The sequence below is a fragment of the Kiloniella sp. genome (assembly GCF_048259265.1).
GTDB lineage: Bacteria > Pseudomonadota > Alphaproteobacteria > Kiloniellales > Kiloniellaceae > Kiloniella.
Window position 1 is genome coordinate 82521 of record NZ_JBLXHT010000010.1, and the last position, 19363, is coordinate 101883.

The following is a 19363-nucleotide window of genomic DNA, read 5'->3' on the forward strand; positions in this document are numbered from 1 at the left end:
GATGCTTTATATTAAATGTCCCTGGTGTGGTGAGCGCGACGAAACAGAATATCATTACGGTGGCGAGGCACACATTGTACGCCCGGAAAACCCGGATGAGTTGACGGATGCGGAATGGGCCGAATACGTTTTTATGCGGACGAATACCAAAGGTGTTCATCATGAACGTTGGGTGCATTCTGACGGATGCCGTCGTTGGTTCAATGTTGCCCGTAACACAGTAACCAATGAAATCGTCTCTGTTTATAAAACAGGTGAGAAGCCGGATTTGCCCGAAGCAGCGACGACTAAACCTACTCCAGCAAAAAAAGCTCCGGCTAAGAAAGCTCCGGTGAAAAAAGTTGCTGCTACAAAGGCCCCTGCTAAAAAGAAAGAGGGTGCGTGATGACCGAGAAGTTCCGTACGACACAGGGAACACGGGTTGACCGTTCCAATGTCATTAACTTTACCTTCAATGGTAAAAGTTACACAGGTGCCAAAGGCGATACCCTGGCATCTGCATTGGTTGCCAATGGGGTTCATCTGGTGGGCCGTAGTTTTAAAACGCACCGTCCTCGTGGTATTCTGACGGCTGGTTCTGAAGAGCCAAATGCAATTATCCAGTTAGAAACCGGACCGCGCAGCGAACCAAACGTTCGTGCGACACAGGTTGAACTTTACGAAGGTCTTAGTGCTAAGTCAGTAAACTGCTGGCCGTCAGTAAACTTTGACCTTGCGGCGGTTAACTCTGTTGCATCTCGTATCTTTGTTGCTGGTTTCTATTACAAAACCTTTATGGACCCCAAGTCCATGTGGATGACGGTGTATGAACCAATCATTCGTCGCATGGCGGGTCTGGGTGTTTTGCCGCGTGAAAAAGATCCCGATACCTATGATCACATGAACGAGTTCTGTGAAGTCATGATTGTTGGTGCTGGTCCTGCTGGTTTGAGTGCGGCGCTTGAAGCCGGACGTACTGGCGCCCGCGTTGTGCTTTGCGATGAACAGCCTGAATTTGGTGGTTCCTTGTTGAACACAAAGCAGATCATTGATGGCAAACCAGCTCAGGAATGGGTTGATACAGCTGTTGCTGAACTGGAAGCTATGGACAATGTCCGTCTGTTGAAGCGTGCAAACGCTTTCGGATATTATGACCATAACTATATCACAGTTCATGAACGCAGAACGGATCATTTTGGACCGGGTGCCAAACCGGGGCTGAGCAAACACCGTATCTGGCATTTCCGTGCCAAACAGGTTGTTCTTGCGACAGGATCACACGAACGTCCGTTGGTTTTTGCTGATAATGATCGTCCGGGCATTATGTTGGCGAATGCTGGTCAGACCTACGCTAACCGTTATGGTGCATTGCCGGGCCGTCGTGGCGTGGTTTTCACAAATAACGACAGTGCCTATTCTGTCGCGATTGATTTGGTCGATGCGGGCATGGATATTCCAACCATCATCGACTTGCGCGAAATCGTTGACGGTGATCTGCCAAACGCAGCCCGTCAAAAGGGTATCGAAGTTCTAACTGGATCAGGTATTGTTGCCACACTTGGCCGCAAGCGTGTTACCGGGGTTGAAGTTGCGACTGTGTCGTCAGATGGTAGTAAGATCACAGGCAACAAGCGTAAAATTGATTGCGATACGATCCTGACTTCTGGTGGCTGGAACCCGGCAGTACATCTTTTCTCTCAATCAATCGGTAAGCTCCGTTATGACGAAGAGAAAATCTGTTTTGTGCCGAATATTTCTTCACAGAACGAACGTACAGTTGGTGCTTGTAAAGGTGCTTTTGACCTGCAGTCTGCACTTGACGAAGGTGCTGATGCTGGGGCTGCCGCGGCCAAGGATACAGGTTTTGGCAAAGGTAAAGCTAAAGCGTCACCTAAAGCACTTGTTGTTGAAGAAAAAGCGATTAAAGCCTACTGGGTTGTTCCAACGGATCATCCTGTTGGTCAGGGAAGCCGCAAGCACTTTGTGGATTACCAGCACGATGTTACGGCCGCAGATATCATGTTGGCAGCGCGTGAAGGAATGCACTCTGTCGAACATATGAAGCGTTATACAACAACTGGTATGGCGACTGATCAAGGTAAGCTTTCCAACGTGAATGGTTTGGCAATTCTGTCTTCCCAGTTGGAAAAGGCTATTCCAAAGGTCGGTACAACAACTTTCCGTCCGCCTTACACACCGGTTAATTTTGGTGCACTGGCCGGGCGTGGTATTAATGGTGATCTTGCTGATCCCGTTCGTCGGACGTCTATGTATAGCTGGCACTTGGAAAACGGTGCTGCTTTTGAGCCCGTTGGTCAGTGGCAGCGTGCGTGGTATTACCCGAAAGCTGGCGAAGATATGGATGCCGCTGTTGCGCGTGAAACTGCGGCTCTTCGTGATGGGGTGGGGATACTTGATGCATCCACACTGGGTAAAATTGATATCCAGGGTAAAGATGCAGCACAGTTCCTTAACTTGGTTTATACCAATGCTTGGCTAAAGCTTCCTGTAGGGTCTTGTCGCTATGGTTTCATGCTTAAAGAAGACGGTATGGTCTTTGATGATGGTGTGACATCACGTCTTGGGGAAAATCATTTTCACATGACGACGACGACAGGTGGTGCAGCTGGTGTTCTTGATTGGCTAGAAGAATATCTGCAGACAGAATGGCCCGATCTCGAAGTTTACTGTACGTCCGTAACGGAAGAATGGTCGACGCTTTCAATTGGAGGCCCAAAGGCGCGTCAACTCTTGGAAGAGCTTGCACCTGAGATGGATTTCACTAACGAAGCTTTCCCGTTTATGACTTGGCGCGAAGGCGAAGTTGCCGGGGTTCCGGCGCGTGTCTTCCGGATTTCATTTACGGGTGATCTTTCTTATGAGATTAACGTCAGGAACTGGCATGGTCTTCACCTGTGGAAGAAATGTATGGAGCTTGGTGAAAAGTACGACATTACGCCGTACGGTACTGAAACCATGCACGTTCTTCGTGCGGAAAAAGGCTTTGTGATTATCGGCCAGGAAACCGATGGTACGCAAACACCACAGGATCTTGGTATGGATTGGATCGTTGCGAAGAAGAAAGGCGACTTTATCGGCCGTCGTTCCTTTGCACGTGAAGATACTGCCCGTGAAGATCGGAAGCAGCTTGTTGGTCTTGTCACTGAAAATCCAAAGGAAGTTCTGGAGGAGGGCGCACAGCTTACCTATGAGCGAGTGAACCCGACACCAGCGCCGATGGTTGGCCATGTTACATCTTCTTACTGGAGCCCGAACCTAGGGCATTCTATTGCGATGGCTTTGGTGAAGGATGGACATAATCGTATGGGACAGTGGATTTACGCGCATGATCGCGGCAAGGTGACAAAGGTGAAAATTGTCAGTCCGGTCTTCTATGATCCAAAAGGAGAACGTCGTGATGGTTGATACATTCCGTAACAGTATTATCGCGCACAAAGAACAGGCCATGATCAACGGTTCTGTTAGCGGAGATCAGGGTGTTGTCTTGTCTGAAGTCCCTTTTCTGGCGCAAGTGAATATCCGAGGAAATGCCGAAGATAAAAAGTTTGCTTCTGCGGTAAAAAAGATCGCTGGCGTTGCTGTACCTACAGATCCTAACACCTATGTAGTTAAGGGTGACCTTACGATCTTTTGGTTAGGTCCCGATGAATGGCAGGTTGTTGGTCCAGTTGATGCGCAAGATGACCTTGTGCAAAAATTACGTGATGCGTTGGATGGGCAGCATGTTGCCGTTATTGATGTTTCAGGTAACCGCACAGCACTCGATCTGACAGGTGCTCAAGCACGTAACGTGATGAAGAAAAGCTGTCGCCTGGATATGGATGCGCAATCTTTTGCTCCGGGACAGGCCGTTCAAACTCGTGTCGGGAAAGCACCTGTACTTTTACAAATGTTGGATGATACGCCGACCTATCGCATGTTTGTTCGTCCATCCTTTGCCGAATACTTGGTTGATTGGCTTTTGGATGCAATGGGTGAGTATCACCATCTTTGAGCAAAGACTCCTGATGTGTACCGAATTTGGCGGCTAGTCTAATCTCGGGACAAAAGGATAAACAAAAAGCCCGCAGATTAACTGCGGGCTTTTTGCGTGAGTAAGGAAACATATTGTTCTAAGTGTATTGTACTTGGTCAAGTCACATGTTTAGGTGTTTTTTAGGCACTATTTACGGTCTGGTTTAAAAGGGTATCGCCTTCACGACGTGGAATTACCCTAGAGGCAGGGAAAGTAATAGTCGCAATAGTTCCTTTGTTTATTTCGCTTTCTAAACCAAGCTGACCGTCGTGCTGTTCCATCAGGGATTTTACAAGTGGTAAGCCAAGGCCAGTGCCTTCAAAAGCGCGGGTCATAGGGGTATCTGCGCGAATAAAAGGTTCTAGAATGCGTTGAAGCTCGTGTTTGGGAATACCAATTCCGGTGTCCCTAATCTTTATACTAAGGCTGTTATCTTCGTTTTCGTTGGCGACGAGAATAACTTCTCCACCTTGCGGAGTGAACTTAACTGCATTTGACAGGAGGTTGAGAAGAATTTGTTTGATAGCTCTAAGGTCCGCACGAACAAAGGGTAAGTTATCTGGGATATCCAGTGTGACCGGTACGAATTCAGAAGAGCTTTGTCCAACAACCAGTTTATGAGCTGCACGGGCTGTCTGTGTAATATCAACAGTTTCGTCCTGAAGTTCAAAAGCGCCTGCTTCGATTTTGGACAGATCCAGAATGTCGTTGATTAAATCAAGAAGGTGGGTGCCTGATGAGTGGATATCCTGACAATAGGATTTATAGTGAGTTGATCCAAGCGGTCCCATCAATTCGCCCTTCATGATTTCAGAGAAACCAAGAATAGCATTGAGTGGTGTTCTAAGTTCATGGCTCATATTCGCAAGAAACTGGGACTTCGCTGTATTGGCCTGATCTGCAATTTCTTTGGCGCGTCTGATTTCCCGCTCTTGATTCTTTAACGGCGTGATATCGGTTGCCAAAACAACGATTTCTTTTGCTGGGGTACGGCGGTGGTTGAATTGTAGCCAAGTACCGTTGCTTAGGTGCAAAATCATTCGTTCTTGTAAAGATTCGTGGCTAGCACAGGTATCTTTGATGAACTCTTCTTCCCGTCCTTCTGTGCCAACAAAGTCACCTGCATAAACAAGTTCGCGCACCTGATCTTCAAAGCGGGAACCCAGCGTGATAATCCGTGCGCGTTTTGCCGAAATGTTGCGATAGTTGCTGTTACAAAGAACCAACTTATCTTCTTGGTCGTAGAGGGCAAAGCCCTCTGACATTGTTTCGATTGCCTGCGTCAGTTGTGCTTCTGAGCGCTTGGCCCGAAGTTCCGACGCCTTTACCGCAGCCTCATATGCTGATTGTTTTTGAAGCAGATCGTTATAGGCGGTTACAACTGCCCCCAATTCATCATTGGATGTCCAGTTAACAGCTATTCTAGTTTTGTGCTGCTTCTCAGATTGAATTGATTCTAATAAAAGCTTTAGGGGAACGCCTATATAGGAATTCGCTCCCAAAAATGTGAGAGCGGACAAGACTAGAATGGTGACGACCATGACCAAGCCGTCAAAGATTAAACGCTCTCTTATTTCCGCTGAAATCAATGCGTCATGGAATAAAACCCTAACAGTTCCAATCGTCTCTAAACGATCAAAGGAATTGTGTTTGATTTCTGTTTCTCTGGAAAGTGCGGCATCTACAGATTTGGCATCTTCACTGGTTAATTCTGCGAGAATAAGTCCATCTGTGTCATATACTTGGGCTGAATGAAACTCAGGGTTCCTCGACAGGGCTAATAATATGGCCTGAATTGAGTCTAAATCATAATTCCAGACTGGGGTTGATAGAGCGGTTCCTTGAATGTCGACCATCTTGTCTAAACGCGTTCCCAGCTCGGAATTCAGCTTGTGAATATTCCGGCTTTCAAGAACGGTAAAGAGAAGTAGCAAGCTGATGCTGATCAGTGGAATATAGATCGATAGCAGCTTCCCACAAATGGAGTTGCGTATATTTAAATTCAAACGGCGCTCCACACCCATACATATCAATGCAATAATAGTTTTTGCCAACCAGCTTTATATAGCAAAGACCTATCGTAAAATAACACTATCCTCTTAAGCAAAAATGAATGGCTTCTTAAGAAAAAACGAATGGATAGTGTTTCGTTGCTATTACTTATACCGAACAAAAGTTTGTTGTGGGAGTTTTTTCAACCAATAGATAAAGAATGTTGTAATTTATCCCGTATTCCACGTTGAACTCTGTCTATCTTGATAGCTCCTTGCTTATTGTTATTAATGATTAGGGGGCACTTATATCATAGCCTCTGATGATGTTATCGTGAAAATTTCGTGCAAAAATACATGTTTTTGCTTTTTGGTTAATCTCACGTTAATGGCAAGTTGTTATCAGTGTTATCTAGGTCTAACGGGAGCATGAAGTAAATGAATCCAAATCAGGGTGTTATTGAGCAAAGCATTGATAAAATTTTCGATGAAATTGCTCAACTAAGTATCGAAATTGAAAACGTAGGACAGGTTGCACAGCAAATTGATGCAATCGCCCGTCAGACGAATCTTTTGGCTTTGAATGCAACAATTGAAGCGGCACGTGCAGGAGATGCAGGTAAGGGTTTTGCTGTTGTTGCCGGTGAAGTGAAACAGCTGGCAGGTCAGACAAGCCAGGCCACAACTGAAATTGGTGGAATTGTTCAGTCATTGTCGTCTCATGTCGAGCAGCTAAAGAATATTAGCGCTAAAGCCAAGGATGGTTTACCGACGAGTGAAGCGCCTTCTGATATGGCGGTTGAGGCCTAGAAGCCGTATTCGATTTTTGGGTATTGTGGGACAGAGTGATCATCTCGCAGAATGAGATTGCCTTTGCTCTGGTTTCTTGAAACATTGGGGGTGAATTTAAAACTCCCAATGGAATCCTTTGTATGCTGTCAGATAAGCCACAGGCCCATCAATACATACTCCTCGTATTGTTAGGGGCAATCTGGGGAAGCTCTTTTTTCCTTATTAAAATTACTTTGGAAAGTATTACTCCTGTAACGCTTACAGCTTTTCGTCTGTTTTTTGCTTCAATAGTTCTTAGTGGTTTGGTGTTGATTTTGGGAAAGCGTTTCCCACGAGATCTTCAGACTTGGGGTTATTATGCGCTGATTGGCATTACAGGAAATATTTTACCATTCGTCCTGATTTCTTGGGGAGAACTTCATATAGATTCCGGCCTTGCCGCTATTTTGATGGCCATTATTCCTTTGACTGCTTTATTGATTGCTCATCTTTGGACCGAAGATGAAAGAATGTCATTACCAAAATTTATTGGGACGGTTATTGGGTTCGGCGGTGTTATTCTTCTTGTTGGCCCAGAAGCGTTAAATGGTTTGGGAGATTCCGTTCTAGGTCAGCTTGCTGTTGCGTTTGCCAGCTTTTGTTATGGTGCAAGTTCTGTTTACGCCCGTAAAGTGGGATTGGTTAAGCAAGATCCTATTGTGAATGGATCTGGGATATTGCTTTGCGCATCTTTGATGGCATTACCAATGGCATTTATCGTTGAAGACCCAATGTCACTAGAGCCAAGTTTTTTGAGTATAGGATCTCTTTTGATACTTTCAATTGTATCAACCGCAATTGCCTATATTATTCTCTATTACCTTTTGGGTGCAGTTGGGGCGACGTTTACTGCTTTGAATAACTATCTGGTACCCGTTTTTGGCATGATTTGGGGATTTTTGTTTCTATCCGAAAGCTATGAGCTAGAGGCGTTTATTGCTTTGGCTGTGATACTACTGGGAATTATTATTACGCAGATAAAGGGAAAAGTATTCCGACGATTGGGGGACAAGTTTGTTATGAATGCGAAGGGGGGAGAAGAAGCTTGAGGGATATATGCCAAAGATGGCGTTGGTTATCGGTAATACTTGCTTATAGTGTACTTACCGGATGTGCGAACGAGCCTGTCCAAGTAGAGGCTTCTCGGTCAGTGATTAACGCAGTGGCGAAGGGTGCGCAGATATACGGAAAAAACAAGTACACACCTTGGGGATTTGGTCTCTGTTATGCCAAAAGCCTTAACGATCCGGCACAAGTTCTTGCTTTTGCTCAAGAGGCATGCGGCGATGGTCGTATAGAGCTTAGAGGTGAAGATCTTCTTTGGAATGATTGCCCGATGTTTCAAGGGGCACGGGCTTCGTTTGTCTGTTATCCTCGAGGTCCAAAGCCTAGTCCTGTTGGTGGATAGTCTTTCATAAAGGGTGACGCTGCAATCTTATTGCCATTCGTCTAAAACATTGGCGTCAGGTTCGTCGCCTTTATATTCAAGCCGTAAAGCTTCGAATTCTTGCCTGTCTAGTAATCGTTTCATTGCCCAAACTGCCATTGCCCTTACATAGGGCGAAGTGTCTTTCAAAAGAGGTCTGATACGCTCTGCTATTGTTTTGTCGCCACAGTTTCCTATGCCGATAAGGACATTTCTTATGAAACGGTCCCGCCCGATACGCTTTACGGGAGAGCCAGAGAAAACCTGTCGGAATGTTGTATCATCAAGTTCAGCAAGATCGGCAAGTCTTGGTGCAGTTAGCTCGATCCTTGGAAATACGTTTTCTTCACTGGTGGCTTCTGCAAACTTGTTCCAGGGGCAAATAGCGATACAGTCATCACAGCCATAAATACGGTTGCCCATGGGGGCGCGAAATTCTTCTGCGATATGGCCGTGGTATTCAATTGTTAAGTACGAGATACAGCGTTTTGCATCCAGAACATAGGGGGAGGGAAAGGCATCCGTGGGGCAGATGGATAGGCATTTGTTGCAGCTGCCACAGTGATCTTCTTCTTGTCGATCCGTTTTAAGGTCCAGATCGGTGTAAATTTCCCCAAGGAAAAGCCAGGACCCATATTCTCTGGAAACTAGATGGGTATTTTTACCCTGCCAACCGATACCAGACTGCGCCGCAGCAACTTTTTCAAGAACGGGGGCTGTATCGACAAAAACTTTGACCTGACAATCTAGGTTTTCGACCATCCAGCGGGCAAGAGCTTTTAAACGCTTTTTGATAAAGTCGTGATAATCTTTGTTTCTGGCATAGACAGAAATATTGCCTCGATCATCGAAATCCAGATTGGCAAGGGCGGGTTCTGCTGGACCATAATTGACGCCCAGAACAATAATGCTTTTTGCATCTTCCCACATTGCTGTGGGGTCTTCGCGCCACTCTATCCGGTTTTCCATCCAAGCCATATTGCCGTGATACCCAAGATCGAGAAAAGTACGAAGATTTTGCTGGTTTTTCTCGTTAATTTTAGCTGGCGAAAACCCAACAGTATCAAATTTGAGTTCAAGGGCCTTTTGACGAATAGCTGCCGCAGGCTCGAGCCGGGAAGAGGCAATTTTCGAGGACTTTTTGCTCATGGCCTTCCTTCCCTTTCTTTATCTATTTACCGTTTATATGTCTCTATAAAGATGACGATTTGAATATGTATAGCATATGTCTGTTGCTATTTTAATCTAGGGCAGGGATGTCGCCCCCATCTTGCAATCTGTGGAATTCCTCTTGGAAAGCTTCAAATGTACCAGCGGCAATGGCGTCTCGCATGTCAGCCATAAGTTCTTGGTAGTAGGCAAGGTTATGGATCGTCAGTAAAATTGGGCCAAGCATTTCTTTTGCGACGAAGAGATGACGGAGATAGGCACGGCTGAATTGCGTACAGCACATACATTTACACTGATCATCAACCGGGCGATGATCATCTTGGTGTCTCTTATTTCGCATATTCAAGGCACCACGGCGGGTAAACGCCTGTGCATTACGACCTGATCGGGTCGGCAGGACACAATCAAACATATCAATACCGCGTGCAACGGCACCAACCAGATCTGATGGCTTTCCAACCCCCATTAAATATCGGGGTTTGTCCTCTGGCAGATGAGGCATGGTATGATCAAGAACTTCGAACATAATTTTCTGGCCTTCACCGACAGCAAGACCGCCGACAGCATAGCCTTCGAACCCGATATCGATGAGGGATTCGGCTGATTCCTTGCGCAAGCCTTCATAGGTTGATCCTTGCACAATACCAAAAAGGCCGTATCCATCTCTGTCTTTGAAAGCTTTGCGACAGCGTTCAGCCCAGCGCATGGAACGACGCATGGAATGGGCGGCTTCTTCGTGCGTAGCAGGGTATGGTGTACATTCATCCAGAACCATGGTGATGTTGGAATCTAACAGATGTTGAATTTCCATGGACCGTTCTGGTGTCAGATTGTGTTTGCTGCCGTCGATATGGGATTGAAATTTAACGCCTTCTTCCGTGATTTTCCGCAGGCCAGAAAGAGACATAACCTGATAACCACCTGAATCTGTAAGGATCGGGTGTGGCCAGTTCATGAATTTGTGCAGTCCGCCATGGCGATCAACCAGCTCTGCTGTTGGGCGCAGCATTAGGTGATAGGTGTTGCCCAATACAACTTCTGCACCTGTTGTTCTCAACTGATCCGGGGTTAGTCCCTTGACGGTTCCAGCAGTTCCAACAGTCATAAATGCAGGGGTCTGGAATGTGCCATGAGCGGTTGTAACTTCGCCGCGGCGGGCGAGCCCGTCTTTTGCTTGCAGTTCGTATCCAAATTTGGTGCCGGATTTTGGGGTATTACTCATAGTTGGTCCTTACGCTGTAACAGACTACAGTCTCCGTAGGAATAAAAACGATAGCCATTATTTATGGCGTGTTGGTAAGCATTGCGCATCCGATCAAGACCTGCAAAGGCTGAAACCAGCATAAAAAGTGTTGATCTTGGTAGATGGAAGTTGGTGAGCAAAAGATCAACAATTTTAAACTTATAGCCGGGGGTAATGAAAATATCGGTTTCACCATCAAACGGGTGGAGTATCCCATTTTGATCTGCGGCACTTTCCAGCAACCTTAGGGCTGTTGTGCCGACCGCGATGATACGTCCGCCTTTTTCCCGTGTCTGGTTGATGCGGTCTGCAGTTTCCTTATCTAGATATCCAATTTCACTGTGCATCTTGTGCTCACGAAGATCGTCAACTTTGACAGGCAGAAAGGTACCAGCACCGACGTGTAGAGTAAGGGTGATATGTTCAATGCCTTTGGCATCCAAAGCGGACATCAAACGATCAGTGTAGTGCAAACTGGCTGTTGGTGCAGCCACAGCACCACGATGTTTGGCAAAACGGGTTTGATAATCTTCTGCATCCTGCTTGTCTGACCCTGTTTCTCGTTGGATATAGGGAGGCAGAGGCATTTTGCCATACTCTTCCAGGTGGGGGTAAAGCTCTTCGGGGGTAAGATCAAAGTTCAGGAGAACTTCACCGCCATCCAGTTTGTTTTCTACCCTTGCGCTAAAGCCATCAGCAAAGTGGACGATATCTTCCGGCTTCAGCTTTTTTGCAGGCTTGGCAAATGTCCACCACCGAGCACAGCCATCTTTTGAAGCGGGCTCTTGTTTATGAAGTGTGACCTCAACGCTTGCTTCACCCCGTTTGCCTTTCAGGCGGGCCGGGATCACTTTGGTGTCATTAAAAACCAGTAAATCTCCGGGGTGAATTAAATCCGGAAGATCAATCATTCTGTGATCAGTCAGATTATTTCCAACAGAGAGAAGTTTCGCCATGTCGCGCGGGTTTTCTGGGCGCTGAGCAATGACGTCACGAGGCAGTTCAAAGTCAAAGAGATCGGTTTTCATTCATCTATTCCTGTGGCTCTTTGAGTATTTTTAATAATACCAGAGCAAATCGAGCCGATAGGTAGCAGAAGAAAGCCAAAGACGCAAAGGTCTGAGCATTGATAACAGCTATGATTTATGGGAATAGCCTGCTGAAAAGAGCTGAACTACTCGTCCCTTACGTGGCTTTTTCTACTGGCTCTTTAACATTGTACCTGAGGCCATATCCTACGCGCTCTTTTGATACGCCTTCTACATAGTGGTAAGGGCGATCTTCGATACCGGCAAAATTGCGCCCGCGCATCAGGATCATAACGCCGGGTTCAGCTGAATAACGGCGGGCATTATTTTTTTCTCTATCATCACAGATATAAAAACCTGCTTCCCCCGATAATGTTAAAATTGCTATGACTGCTTCAAAACAGAGCAGGTCTCTGTGTGGCGTAATGCCTTTTGATCCCTCTTTATAGATAAGGGCTGCTTTGTCATTAAAAGAGAAGGGCAGAGGATAGGGCGACGGTTCCATGAGAGCAAAAGCCTGATTAATTTGTTTCTCAAACGCAGCTTGATAATCATCAAGAATACTTGCGTGATCAAAATTCATGGCGATTTCAAAGTCCTGTTCAACTTCTTTCCCTTTGGGGCCAACAACCGGCGTACAGGCACGAAATGGTAGATTGTTAACAGCGGCAAGTATCTTTTGGCAGCCGTCATGATTAACCAGAGGAAAAGCTGCAACGCCTTCTGTGTGGAGAAGCTTCATAGCCTGAGCCAATGAACTGGGGGTGGTTAGTAGGTATGGATTAAAGTCAGGCATAGCAGGGGCTCTGTGATCATAAGAAAGAGGTAGCTATATATTATAGTATTGGATTGTTTTAGTGGATGCGACAGATTGCGTCACCTAATGTGTCATATCGTAAACATTCCAGCTCTTGATGGCTGTACAGGTCGGCAAAAGCTGTCTATAGATAATGCTTGTTTTTCTGCCTGTTACAAGAAATGTTGAGTACATGAATAGTCACCTTTTGCGACTGTTTTTTTTCGCTGTCCCCATAGTCAGTATTTTTAGCTCTAACGCTTTGGTTCCTTTGGTCAGTCTTGTTGGTGTCTTAACCGCAATTCTCGGCTATTCCGAAAACAGGACCTTGCCTTCTTTTACCAAAAGGCAACTGTGCTTGGCGGGCAGTTTTTTTGCTTGGGTTTCTCTTGCGTCTCTATGGTCGATTAACCCTCTGGAGGCGCTTAAACTTGATGTGCGTTTGATTGGGGTAACGATCACTGGTCTGTTGTTGTTAAATGCCGTCGAAGCACAAAGCCTTGAAACCAAACAGCGCATCGCAAAAGCTCTTTTAATAGGGCTGATCCTAGCGGGTATTCTGTTGGTTATTGAATCAACATTAAATGCACCTATTACAAAAACCATAAAGGGCAAAGATCTTGATACGGCCATGAACCTCTCGCGGTTTAACCGGGGGGCCTCGTTCCTTGGTATATCCTTATGGGTTGTCGTTGCTATTTATGCTAAAAAGTTACCGTTTGTATGGCGGCTGGTTTTCTCGGTTTTGCCACTTGGTTTATTGTATTTTGCCCCAAGCGAGAGCTCGCTTCTGGCTGTTGTTCTGGCAACGGTGTGGTATTTTATTTTTTACCTATGTCCCAAGGTGGGATTTAAGGTCTTACCCGTACTTATGATTGCTTCAGTGCTCACAATGCCTTTTGCAACCCGTTTTGTCGAACCGCTTTATGACGCTCAATCTTCGCAATCTATTCCCTTTTCTGCCAAACATCGGTTCTTTATTTGGGATTATGTTAGCAGTCAGATTTTGGATAATCCTTTAAGAGGATGGGGATTTGATTCTGCTCGGGACTATCCAAATAATGGTGTCGAGAACTATGTCCATGTTGATGTGGATGGAAACGAGCGGGCTCTTGGGGGGCGTATTATTTCGCTTCATCCTCATAATTTTGCCTTGCAGGTATGGCTAGAGCTTGGTCTTGTTGGCGCCATTCTGGTTTCTGTTATTATCTGGTCGATTTTTGGGTACCTGAAATCACTCCAACTCGCCGAGAGGATAGAAATTCAGGCAATGCTTGTTGCTACTTTTATTGTTGCGTTGCTCGGATATGGTATTTGGCAAAATCGCTGGTTTGTTATGTTCTTCATCTTTGCCGCGATGCTGCCTTTAATTCCACAAAAACGAGCACAAAATCGATTGTCAGGGTCAGATTCTTTGCCAGAAGTAGATGAATATGGGGCGTAATTTAATCAGATTTTTTATTGTATATGCCGCACTTTGGGCAGCTGCTTGCGTTGCTGTCAGTGCCTATAGTGCTCATGGGTTGTCTGGTGATGAGACAAGGGTTCTTTGGGCCAAAACGGGCAGTTTTTATGGCTTGGTTCACGTTTTAGGTCTTTTGGTTCTCGTTGTGTTGGGGCTGCTGGCTCAGGGGCGTTCATTCGTTCTTATGATCGCTTGTTCTTGTTTTTCTCTTGGACTGTTGCTTTTTAGCGGTGGCCTTTATGTCAAGGCACTGGGTGATATTTCCCTTGGTGGCCCCTTTATTCCTGTGGGCGGAAGTTTATATATTCTTGGATGGCTTTTAACAGCACTCTTTGGTGTGAGGTTTGTGGGAAAAGAAAATGACAGATCACTTTCTTGATGCAACAGGATTAAAATGTCCTATCCCTGTATTGCGTGCGCGTAAGGCAATGAAACCCTTGGTCACTGGCGATATTCTGGAAGTACATGCTACCGATCCCAGCGCAGAGATGGATTTTAAAAATTTTTGCGAAACGACGGGGTATGAACTTGTTTCTTTTGAAGAACGTGATGATATGCTTGTTATGAAAATAAAGAAATCTGAATGAAGTGACGCATTGTAAGAAAAAAGGCCTTTGGAGTTTTCCAAAGGCCTTTTTTATCAGTTCCCGTTCGTTCTGTATTGAGAGCGAATTTGTTTCAGGACTTTTATTCTGCAGCGGCTTCCGCCAATCCGGGCCGGGCTTTCAGTTCCTGATTATGGAGACGGTCTTTCTCTAGAGTACGTTCCATCAAAGCCAGCATTGGTGGGATGATCAGCAGGGTTAAAACCGCGGACAAGGATAGTCCGCCGACCACAACAGACCCCAGGCCACGGTAGAGTTCTGATCCCGCGCCGGGCACGAGAACGAGTGGTAACATACCTACAACAGAAGTAAGGGTGGACATGAAAATCGGGCGAATACGATTTCTCGTAGCCTCGAGGATCGCTTGTTGCGCGGGTAAATTTTCTACTCTCAGGTGGTAAAGAGTTTGGTGCACGACCAAAATAGCGTTGTTCACCACAATACCGACAAGAATGACAAACCCCAGAAGGGTCAGCATATCCAAAGGTTGGAATATAATCGTGTTGAGGAAAACAAGTCCGGCCACGCCACCCGCAGTAGCAAGGGGAACAGCAAGCAAGATAATTAATGGATAGAGGAAGCTTTCAAAGAGAACAGCCATGACCAGATAAACAATGGCAATCGCGAGTAACAAATTGAGGACCATAGCGTCCCAAGTTTGTGCTAGATTGTCGGCTGTTCCGCTAAGACTCATTTTAACATCACTCGGCAAACCAGCGGCTTCCATTGGCCCAATTACTTCAGCCTGAAGTATATCCAGTGCTTGTTCCAAAGGAACACCGGCAGAAGGACGTAGCTCTAGGGTAATCGTACGCATACGTTCTCGGTGACGTATTTCAGTTGGTCCTGCCGTCAGAATAATTTCAGCAAGGCTGGAGGCGGGAACGATTGTGCCATCAGATGTAACAACCGGAAGGCTTTCGATACCCTGAGTCTGGGTTACCCCCTTGTCTGGACCTTTTAGGGTTAGGTCTAGACGCTTGTTACCAACGGTTACTTCTGCCACTCTTAGTCCGTCGTTAAATACATCAATTGAAGTGCCAAGCTCATTTACGGATAATCCGTTGTCAGCTAACCTTGTCCTGTCGGGTAATACACGTATTTCAGGGGCACCTAGCTCAAGTCCTGGTCTTGGGCGGAATTGATTACCTTCGCTTGCGGGGAAAACGGATAACATTTTTCCGGTTGCCTGTCCTGCGACGGCAAGAATTTCGTTAAGGTCAGATCCTGCTATATCCAGATCTATTTTACGTCCCCCGCCTATGCCACGTCCAAACAAAGAAGGTTGATTGATAAATCCAAAGGTTCCGGGTTCTTTAAAAACAGGTTTCTGAAGGACGGGGATGAGTTCCGCAACTCGCTGTCCATCAACAGATACCGCACCAAGGAAAGTATTGGAACGGGTTGCGACAAAGAAAAACCGTTCCATTTTTGGGGGCTGGCCGGGTTCAGATTCCGGGCCTGTTTCGCTTGCCCACAGGTTACGAATAGAGTTTTCAACACCAACGGCGATTGATGTCATTGTATCCAAATTATATCCAGGGGGAGGAATGATGACCCCGAATACTAAGTTTCTGTTCCCTTCCGGTAGGTATTCAAGCTTTGGTAAGAATTTCCACGTGCCGAATGATGCAACGGCTGTCACCGCACCAACCAATGCAACGGCAACAATCTTTTTCCGGACAACGATAGTTTGGAAACCCATGACAAATTTTACAAAGCCAGAGCCAAATTGATCAATCCCGGGCAGGGGAATACGTTTTACCGTGTCACTGCCATCTGTATCGTGATCACGCAAGAAGCGTCTGGATAAAGCTGGAATAACGGTGATAGAAACGATAAGAGACAAAGTTACTGATACGGATATGGCAACCGCGATATCCCTAAATAGTTGCCCGACCTCTAGTTCCATAATCATAATGGGAATAAAGACCATTACGGTTGTCAGTGCAGAGACAAGGATCGCCCCCCAAACCTGTTGGGCACCTTCATAAGCGGCGACAGCAGGTGATTTACCCTCTTCTTTGAGGCGAAAGATATTCTCGAGAACAACAATAGCTGCATCGACCACCATACCAACGGCAAAGGCCAGACCTGCAAGAGAAATTACATTTATAGATCTTCCAAGGGCTGCCATGGCAACAAACGACCCCACAACAGATACAGGAATGGCCATGGAAATAATAACGGTTGCCCGGACGGACCTTAAAAAGATCAAAAGAATAATCGCGGCCAACACCCCGCCGAACCAGATATTCTGACGCACAAGATCAATCGCTGAATTGATATAGATCGTCTCGTCATAAACCTGTTCGAGCTTCAACCCTGCTTCTGGGATCGCCCCGGCATTTAGATCTTCAATAGCTTGATATATGCCATCCATTGTTGCAATAACATTCGCCCCGGTTTCCCGAGTGGCATTGAATGCCATTGCTGCATTACCCAACATACGAATTTTAGCACTTGGGTCTTTGTAGCTGAAATTTACGCGGGCAATATCGTTGACAGTCACACGCGCTACATTACCGCTAAAGGAATCCTGTGTACTGCGTAAAACAACGTTTCTAACGGCTTCTAAGGTATTCAACTCGCCTTCTGTTCTTACAATGTAACGTCTTTTTCCTTCCTCGACATCACCAGCTGATATTGATGAGCTGGCATCTCTTAGCGTACTGACAACAGAGCTTGCAGTTAGGCCGTATCGCGCAAGAAGTTCGGGCAGAATAACAATCTCAATCTCACGTTCACTACCGCCATAAATATTGACGCCACTTACGCCGGATACACGTTCAATTCGATCTTTGATAATGTCTTCAACAAAATCACCATAGCTATGTATCGGGGCGGTGTTGCCGTCTTTTCTGGTCAATATAAACCAAGCAATCGGGCTGTCTTCTGAACCGGCAGTATCAAGCGTGGGTTCATCTGCTTCATCTGGATAGCCACCAACTCTATCTAATCGGTTCGCAGTTAGCAGAAGGGCTTTGCCCATATCTGTGCCAACGTTAAATTCTAATGTAACACGTCCGGACCCATAAGATGAATTACTGGTCATGCTGTGCAGGTTTTCCAAACCTTTCAGTTTTTCTTCCTGCTCTGTAATAATCTGACGTTCGACTTCTGCCGGGGCTGCTCCTGCCCAGTTGGTTCTTATTGTGATAACCGGACGGTTAACGTCTGGTGTCAACTGGATGGGAATTAGCTGAAGGGCCACAGCCCCGAAAAGAACGACCATGATCACCGCAGATATGATCGCGATGGGGCGTTCAATAGAAACTTTAATAAGGTTCATTACGAGGCTCCCTCGCTTTGATCAACTTCTTTAGAAGGAGCCTGTTCTTTCGTTTGCTCTTTAGAACCATTTTCTTCGACAGGTGGTTCTGCACCGTTAATTTTAAGCTGAACCCCGGGGAAAAGTCTTTCATTCCCACGGATCACGACTTCATCCTCGGTTTTTAGGCCATAGATCACTTCTATACGTTCGCCAACCTGTTGCCCTAATTGCACAGGACGAGGTTGTGCGCGCCCTTCAGCATTAAGGAAGACCATGGGACCGTTGGGGCTTTGGATAATTGCGTCTTTGTGGACTGTCGCGACATCTCTTTGGGGGCCTGCGGGTACCAAGAGTGTAATGCTTTGGTTATTGGCAAGGTTATTCTGATTTGGCAATTGCGCTGTTAGTCGGACAGGGCGGGTACGAGTCAGGGGGTTCTCACGTGGTAAAATCGCCCGGATTTTTGCGATAAGTGGGGTGCCATCTTCCAGGCTAAGGGTGAACTCCATACCAGCTTTTAAACCAGCAAGGCGTCGTGCCGGTACATCGACTTCAATCTCCAGACTTTCTTGTGAAAGCAATGTGACAACAGGGGCACCAATAGCAACATAGGCACCAGTCTCAGTTTCCTTTGTCATTATGACACCGTCGTAGGGCGCTTTGATCTCTGTATAAGCTAGATTAATCTCGGCGCGTCGAAGGCGTGCCTGCGCTGTGCTGATATCTGCACGGGCTTGAGATACTTCTGCTTTCGCAATCGAACTGTTTTGAATGGCATCTTCATAACGGGATTTATTGAACGCTGCGGACGTTTTCAGCTTTTCCAAACGTTTCAGATTTTGGCTAGCCAGCTTAAGGCGCGCCTGAAAAGTTCCCATCTTACTTTTGGCTGCGGAAACTTCGCTGGCAGCAAGATCGCGATCTGCTTTAAGAGTCGCTGCGTTTAATTGAGCTATGATTTGGCCTTTGCTGACTTTATCGCCTACCTCAACCAACAATTCATCCACGGGGCCAGCTATGCGTGCTGCGACATTGCCGGTTTGTTGTGCAACTAAGCGGCCAATTACAGGAACCGTTTGATTCATAGATTCAATACGTACTTTATCAACACCAACCAAAGAAGGTTGTTGTGCTGAAGCAGGCATGGGGCCGATCATCAAGCTCGCGGTGATCAAAAGAAAAGAAGTGACAAACAGCTGGCGCAAACCGGCCTCCCGATATGAAACCAAACCCGATCGTCTGGTCAAAATTTGAAACGATTCAACTCAATGGTTGCTGTTAAATAGCACAACACCACTGGCGACATTATAGGAAAGTAGGCGAACATCCACTAAATACGGCACTGTTCTCTTTTTGTACTGTAGTTGATTGTTTCTGGATCTGTAAAGAGTTCCTCATAATATAAAATTATAAAATTACATTTTGGGTGTCAGGTAAAGATCTGATTACCCGTCGTTCTTTTAAACGTACAATTCTGATTTTTCCGTCGTTTCGATTAAAATAATGTTATATCTATTTA

The 19363-nt window shown here is 46.0% G+C and carries 15 protein-coding genes and 1 pseudogene; 9 read left to right on the top strand and 7 right to left on the bottom strand.

Annotated features, from left to right (window positions below):
• Position 1 precedes the first annotated feature (1 nt).
• From ACN0QW_RS15515 to ACN0QW_RS15525, 3 genes are read left to right on the top strand one after another with little or no spacing between them, the layout of a single operon-like run.
• Positions 2-385, top strand: coding sequence for a sarcosine oxidase subunit delta (locus ACN0QW_RS15515; RefSeq protein ID WP_417432591.1), 384 nt, complete (start codon positions 2-4; stop codon positions 383-385).
• Positions 385-3405, top strand: coding sequence for a sarcosine oxidase subunit alpha (locus tag ACN0QW_RS15520; protein WP_417432593.1), 3021 nt, complete (start codon positions 385-387; stop codon positions 3403-3405). Before ACN0QW_RS15515 ends, ACN0QW_RS15520 begins: the two co-directional genes overlap by 1 nt.
• Positions 3398-3994: a sarcosine oxidase subunit gamma gene (locus tag ACN0QW_RS15525; RefSeq protein WP_299380886.1), complete on the top strand. Its 597-nt coding sequence runs from the start codon at positions 3398-3400 to the stop codon at positions 3992-3994. Before ACN0QW_RS15520 ends, ACN0QW_RS15525 begins: the two co-directional genes overlap by 8 nt.
• A 161-nt stretch (positions 3995-4155) precedes the next feature.
• On the opposite strand, the gene ACN0QW_RS15530 is transcribed toward ACN0QW_RS15525, so the two are convergent.
• On the bottom strand, positions 4156-6021 hold the full coding sequence (locus ACN0QW_RS15530) for an ATP-binding protein (RefSeq protein WP_417432595.1): 1866 nt from the start codon (positions 6019-6021) through the stop codon (positions 4156-4158).
• Positions 6022-6498: 477 nt separating this feature from the next.
• On the opposite strand from ACN0QW_RS15530, the pseudogene ACN0QW_RS15535 reads away from it, so the two are divergent.
• The 3 genes and pseudogenes from ACN0QW_RS15535 to ACN0QW_RS15545 all read left to right on the top strand — a co-directional run.
• Positions 6499-6720, top strand: a pseudogene (locus ACN0QW_RS15535) (methyl-accepting chemotaxis protein); the annotation flags it as partial.
• 218 nt (positions 6721-6938) lie between these two features.
• Positions 6939-7886: a DMT family transporter gene (locus tag ACN0QW_RS15540; protein ID WP_417432597.1), complete on the top strand. Its 948-nt coding sequence runs from the start codon at positions 6939-6941 to the stop codon at positions 7884-7886.
• Positions 7887-7987: 101 nt separating this feature from the next.
• The gene (locus ACN0QW_RS15545; protein WP_417432599.1) at positions 7988-8245 is read left to right on the top strand and encodes a hypothetical protein; all 258 of its coding nucleotides are present in this window, start codon (positions 7988-7990) and stop codon (positions 8243-8245) included.
• Positions 8246-8272: 27 nt separating this feature from the next.
• On the opposite strand, the gene queG is transcribed toward ACN0QW_RS15545, so the two are convergent.
• The 4 genes from queG to ACN0QW_RS15565 form a co-directional block, all read right to left on the bottom strand.
• Positions 8273-9412: a tRNA epoxyqueuosine(34) reductase QueG gene (gene queG / locus ACN0QW_RS15550; protein WP_417432601.1), complete on the bottom strand. Its 1140-nt coding sequence runs from the start codon at positions 9410-9412 to the stop codon at positions 8273-8275.
• 91 nt (positions 9413-9503) lie between these two features.
• A complete protein-coding gene (gene tgt / locus ACN0QW_RS15555) occupies positions 9504-10655 on the bottom strand; it encodes a tRNA guanosine(34) transglycosylase Tgt (RefSeq protein WP_417432602.1) in 1152 nt (383 codons plus the stop codon).
• The gene (queA, locus tag ACN0QW_RS15560) at positions 10652-11704 is read right to left on the bottom strand and encodes a tRNA preQ1(34) S-adenosylmethionine ribosyltransferase-isomerase QueA (RefSeq protein ID WP_417432604.1); all 1053 of its coding nucleotides are present in this window, start codon (positions 11702-11704) and stop codon (positions 10652-10654) included. The genes tgt and queA overlap by 4 nt, the downstream gene beginning before the upstream one ends.
• A gap of 157 nt (positions 11705-11861) precedes the next feature.
• Positions 11862-12500 carry a hypothetical protein gene (locus ACN0QW_RS15565; protein WP_417432606.1) on the bottom strand — a complete coding sequence of 213 codons (639 nt, stop codon included), beginning with the start codon at positions 12498-12500 and terminating at the stop codon, positions 11862-11864.
• A 193-nt stretch (positions 12501-12693) separates the two neighbouring features.
• Between ACN0QW_RS15565 and ACN0QW_RS15570 the strand changes: the two genes are divergently transcribed.
• The 3 genes from ACN0QW_RS15570 to ACN0QW_RS15580 are packed head-to-tail and all read left to right on the top strand — an operon-like array spanning position 12694 to position 14552.
• A complete protein-coding gene (locus ACN0QW_RS15570; RefSeq protein WP_417432608.1) occupies positions 12694-13944 on the top strand; it encodes an O-antigen ligase family protein in 1251 nt (416 codons plus the stop codon).
• Complete coding sequence (locus tag ACN0QW_RS15575; protein ID WP_417432610.1) at positions 13934-14344, top strand: DUF423 domain-containing protein; 411 nt, start codon at positions 13934-13936, stop codon at positions 14342-14344. Before ACN0QW_RS15570 ends, ACN0QW_RS15575 begins: the two co-directional genes overlap by 11 nt.
• Positions 14325-14552: a sulfurtransferase TusA family protein gene (locus ACN0QW_RS15580; protein WP_417432612.1), complete on the top strand. Its 228-nt coding sequence runs from the start codon at positions 14325-14327 to the stop codon at positions 14550-14552. The genes ACN0QW_RS15575 and ACN0QW_RS15580 overlap by 20 nt, the downstream gene beginning before the upstream one ends.
• A gap of 100 nt (positions 14553-14652) precedes the next feature.
• Here the strand turns inward: ACN0QW_RS15580 and ACN0QW_RS15585 are convergent, their stop codons facing one another.
• Together ACN0QW_RS15585 and ACN0QW_RS15590 are read right to left on the bottom strand one after the other, a co-directional pair.
• Positions 14653-17862, bottom strand: coding sequence for an efflux RND transporter permease subunit (locus ACN0QW_RS15585; protein WP_417432614.1), 3210 nt, complete (start codon positions 17860-17862; stop codon positions 14653-14655).
• Positions 17862-19049: an efflux RND transporter periplasmic adaptor subunit gene (locus tag ACN0QW_RS15590; protein ID WP_417432616.1), complete on the bottom strand. Its 1188-nt coding sequence runs from the start codon at positions 19047-19049 to the stop codon at positions 17862-17864. The genes ACN0QW_RS15585 and ACN0QW_RS15590 overlap by 1 nt, the downstream gene beginning before the upstream one ends.
• Between the last annotated feature and the right edge of the window lie 314 nt (positions 19050-19363).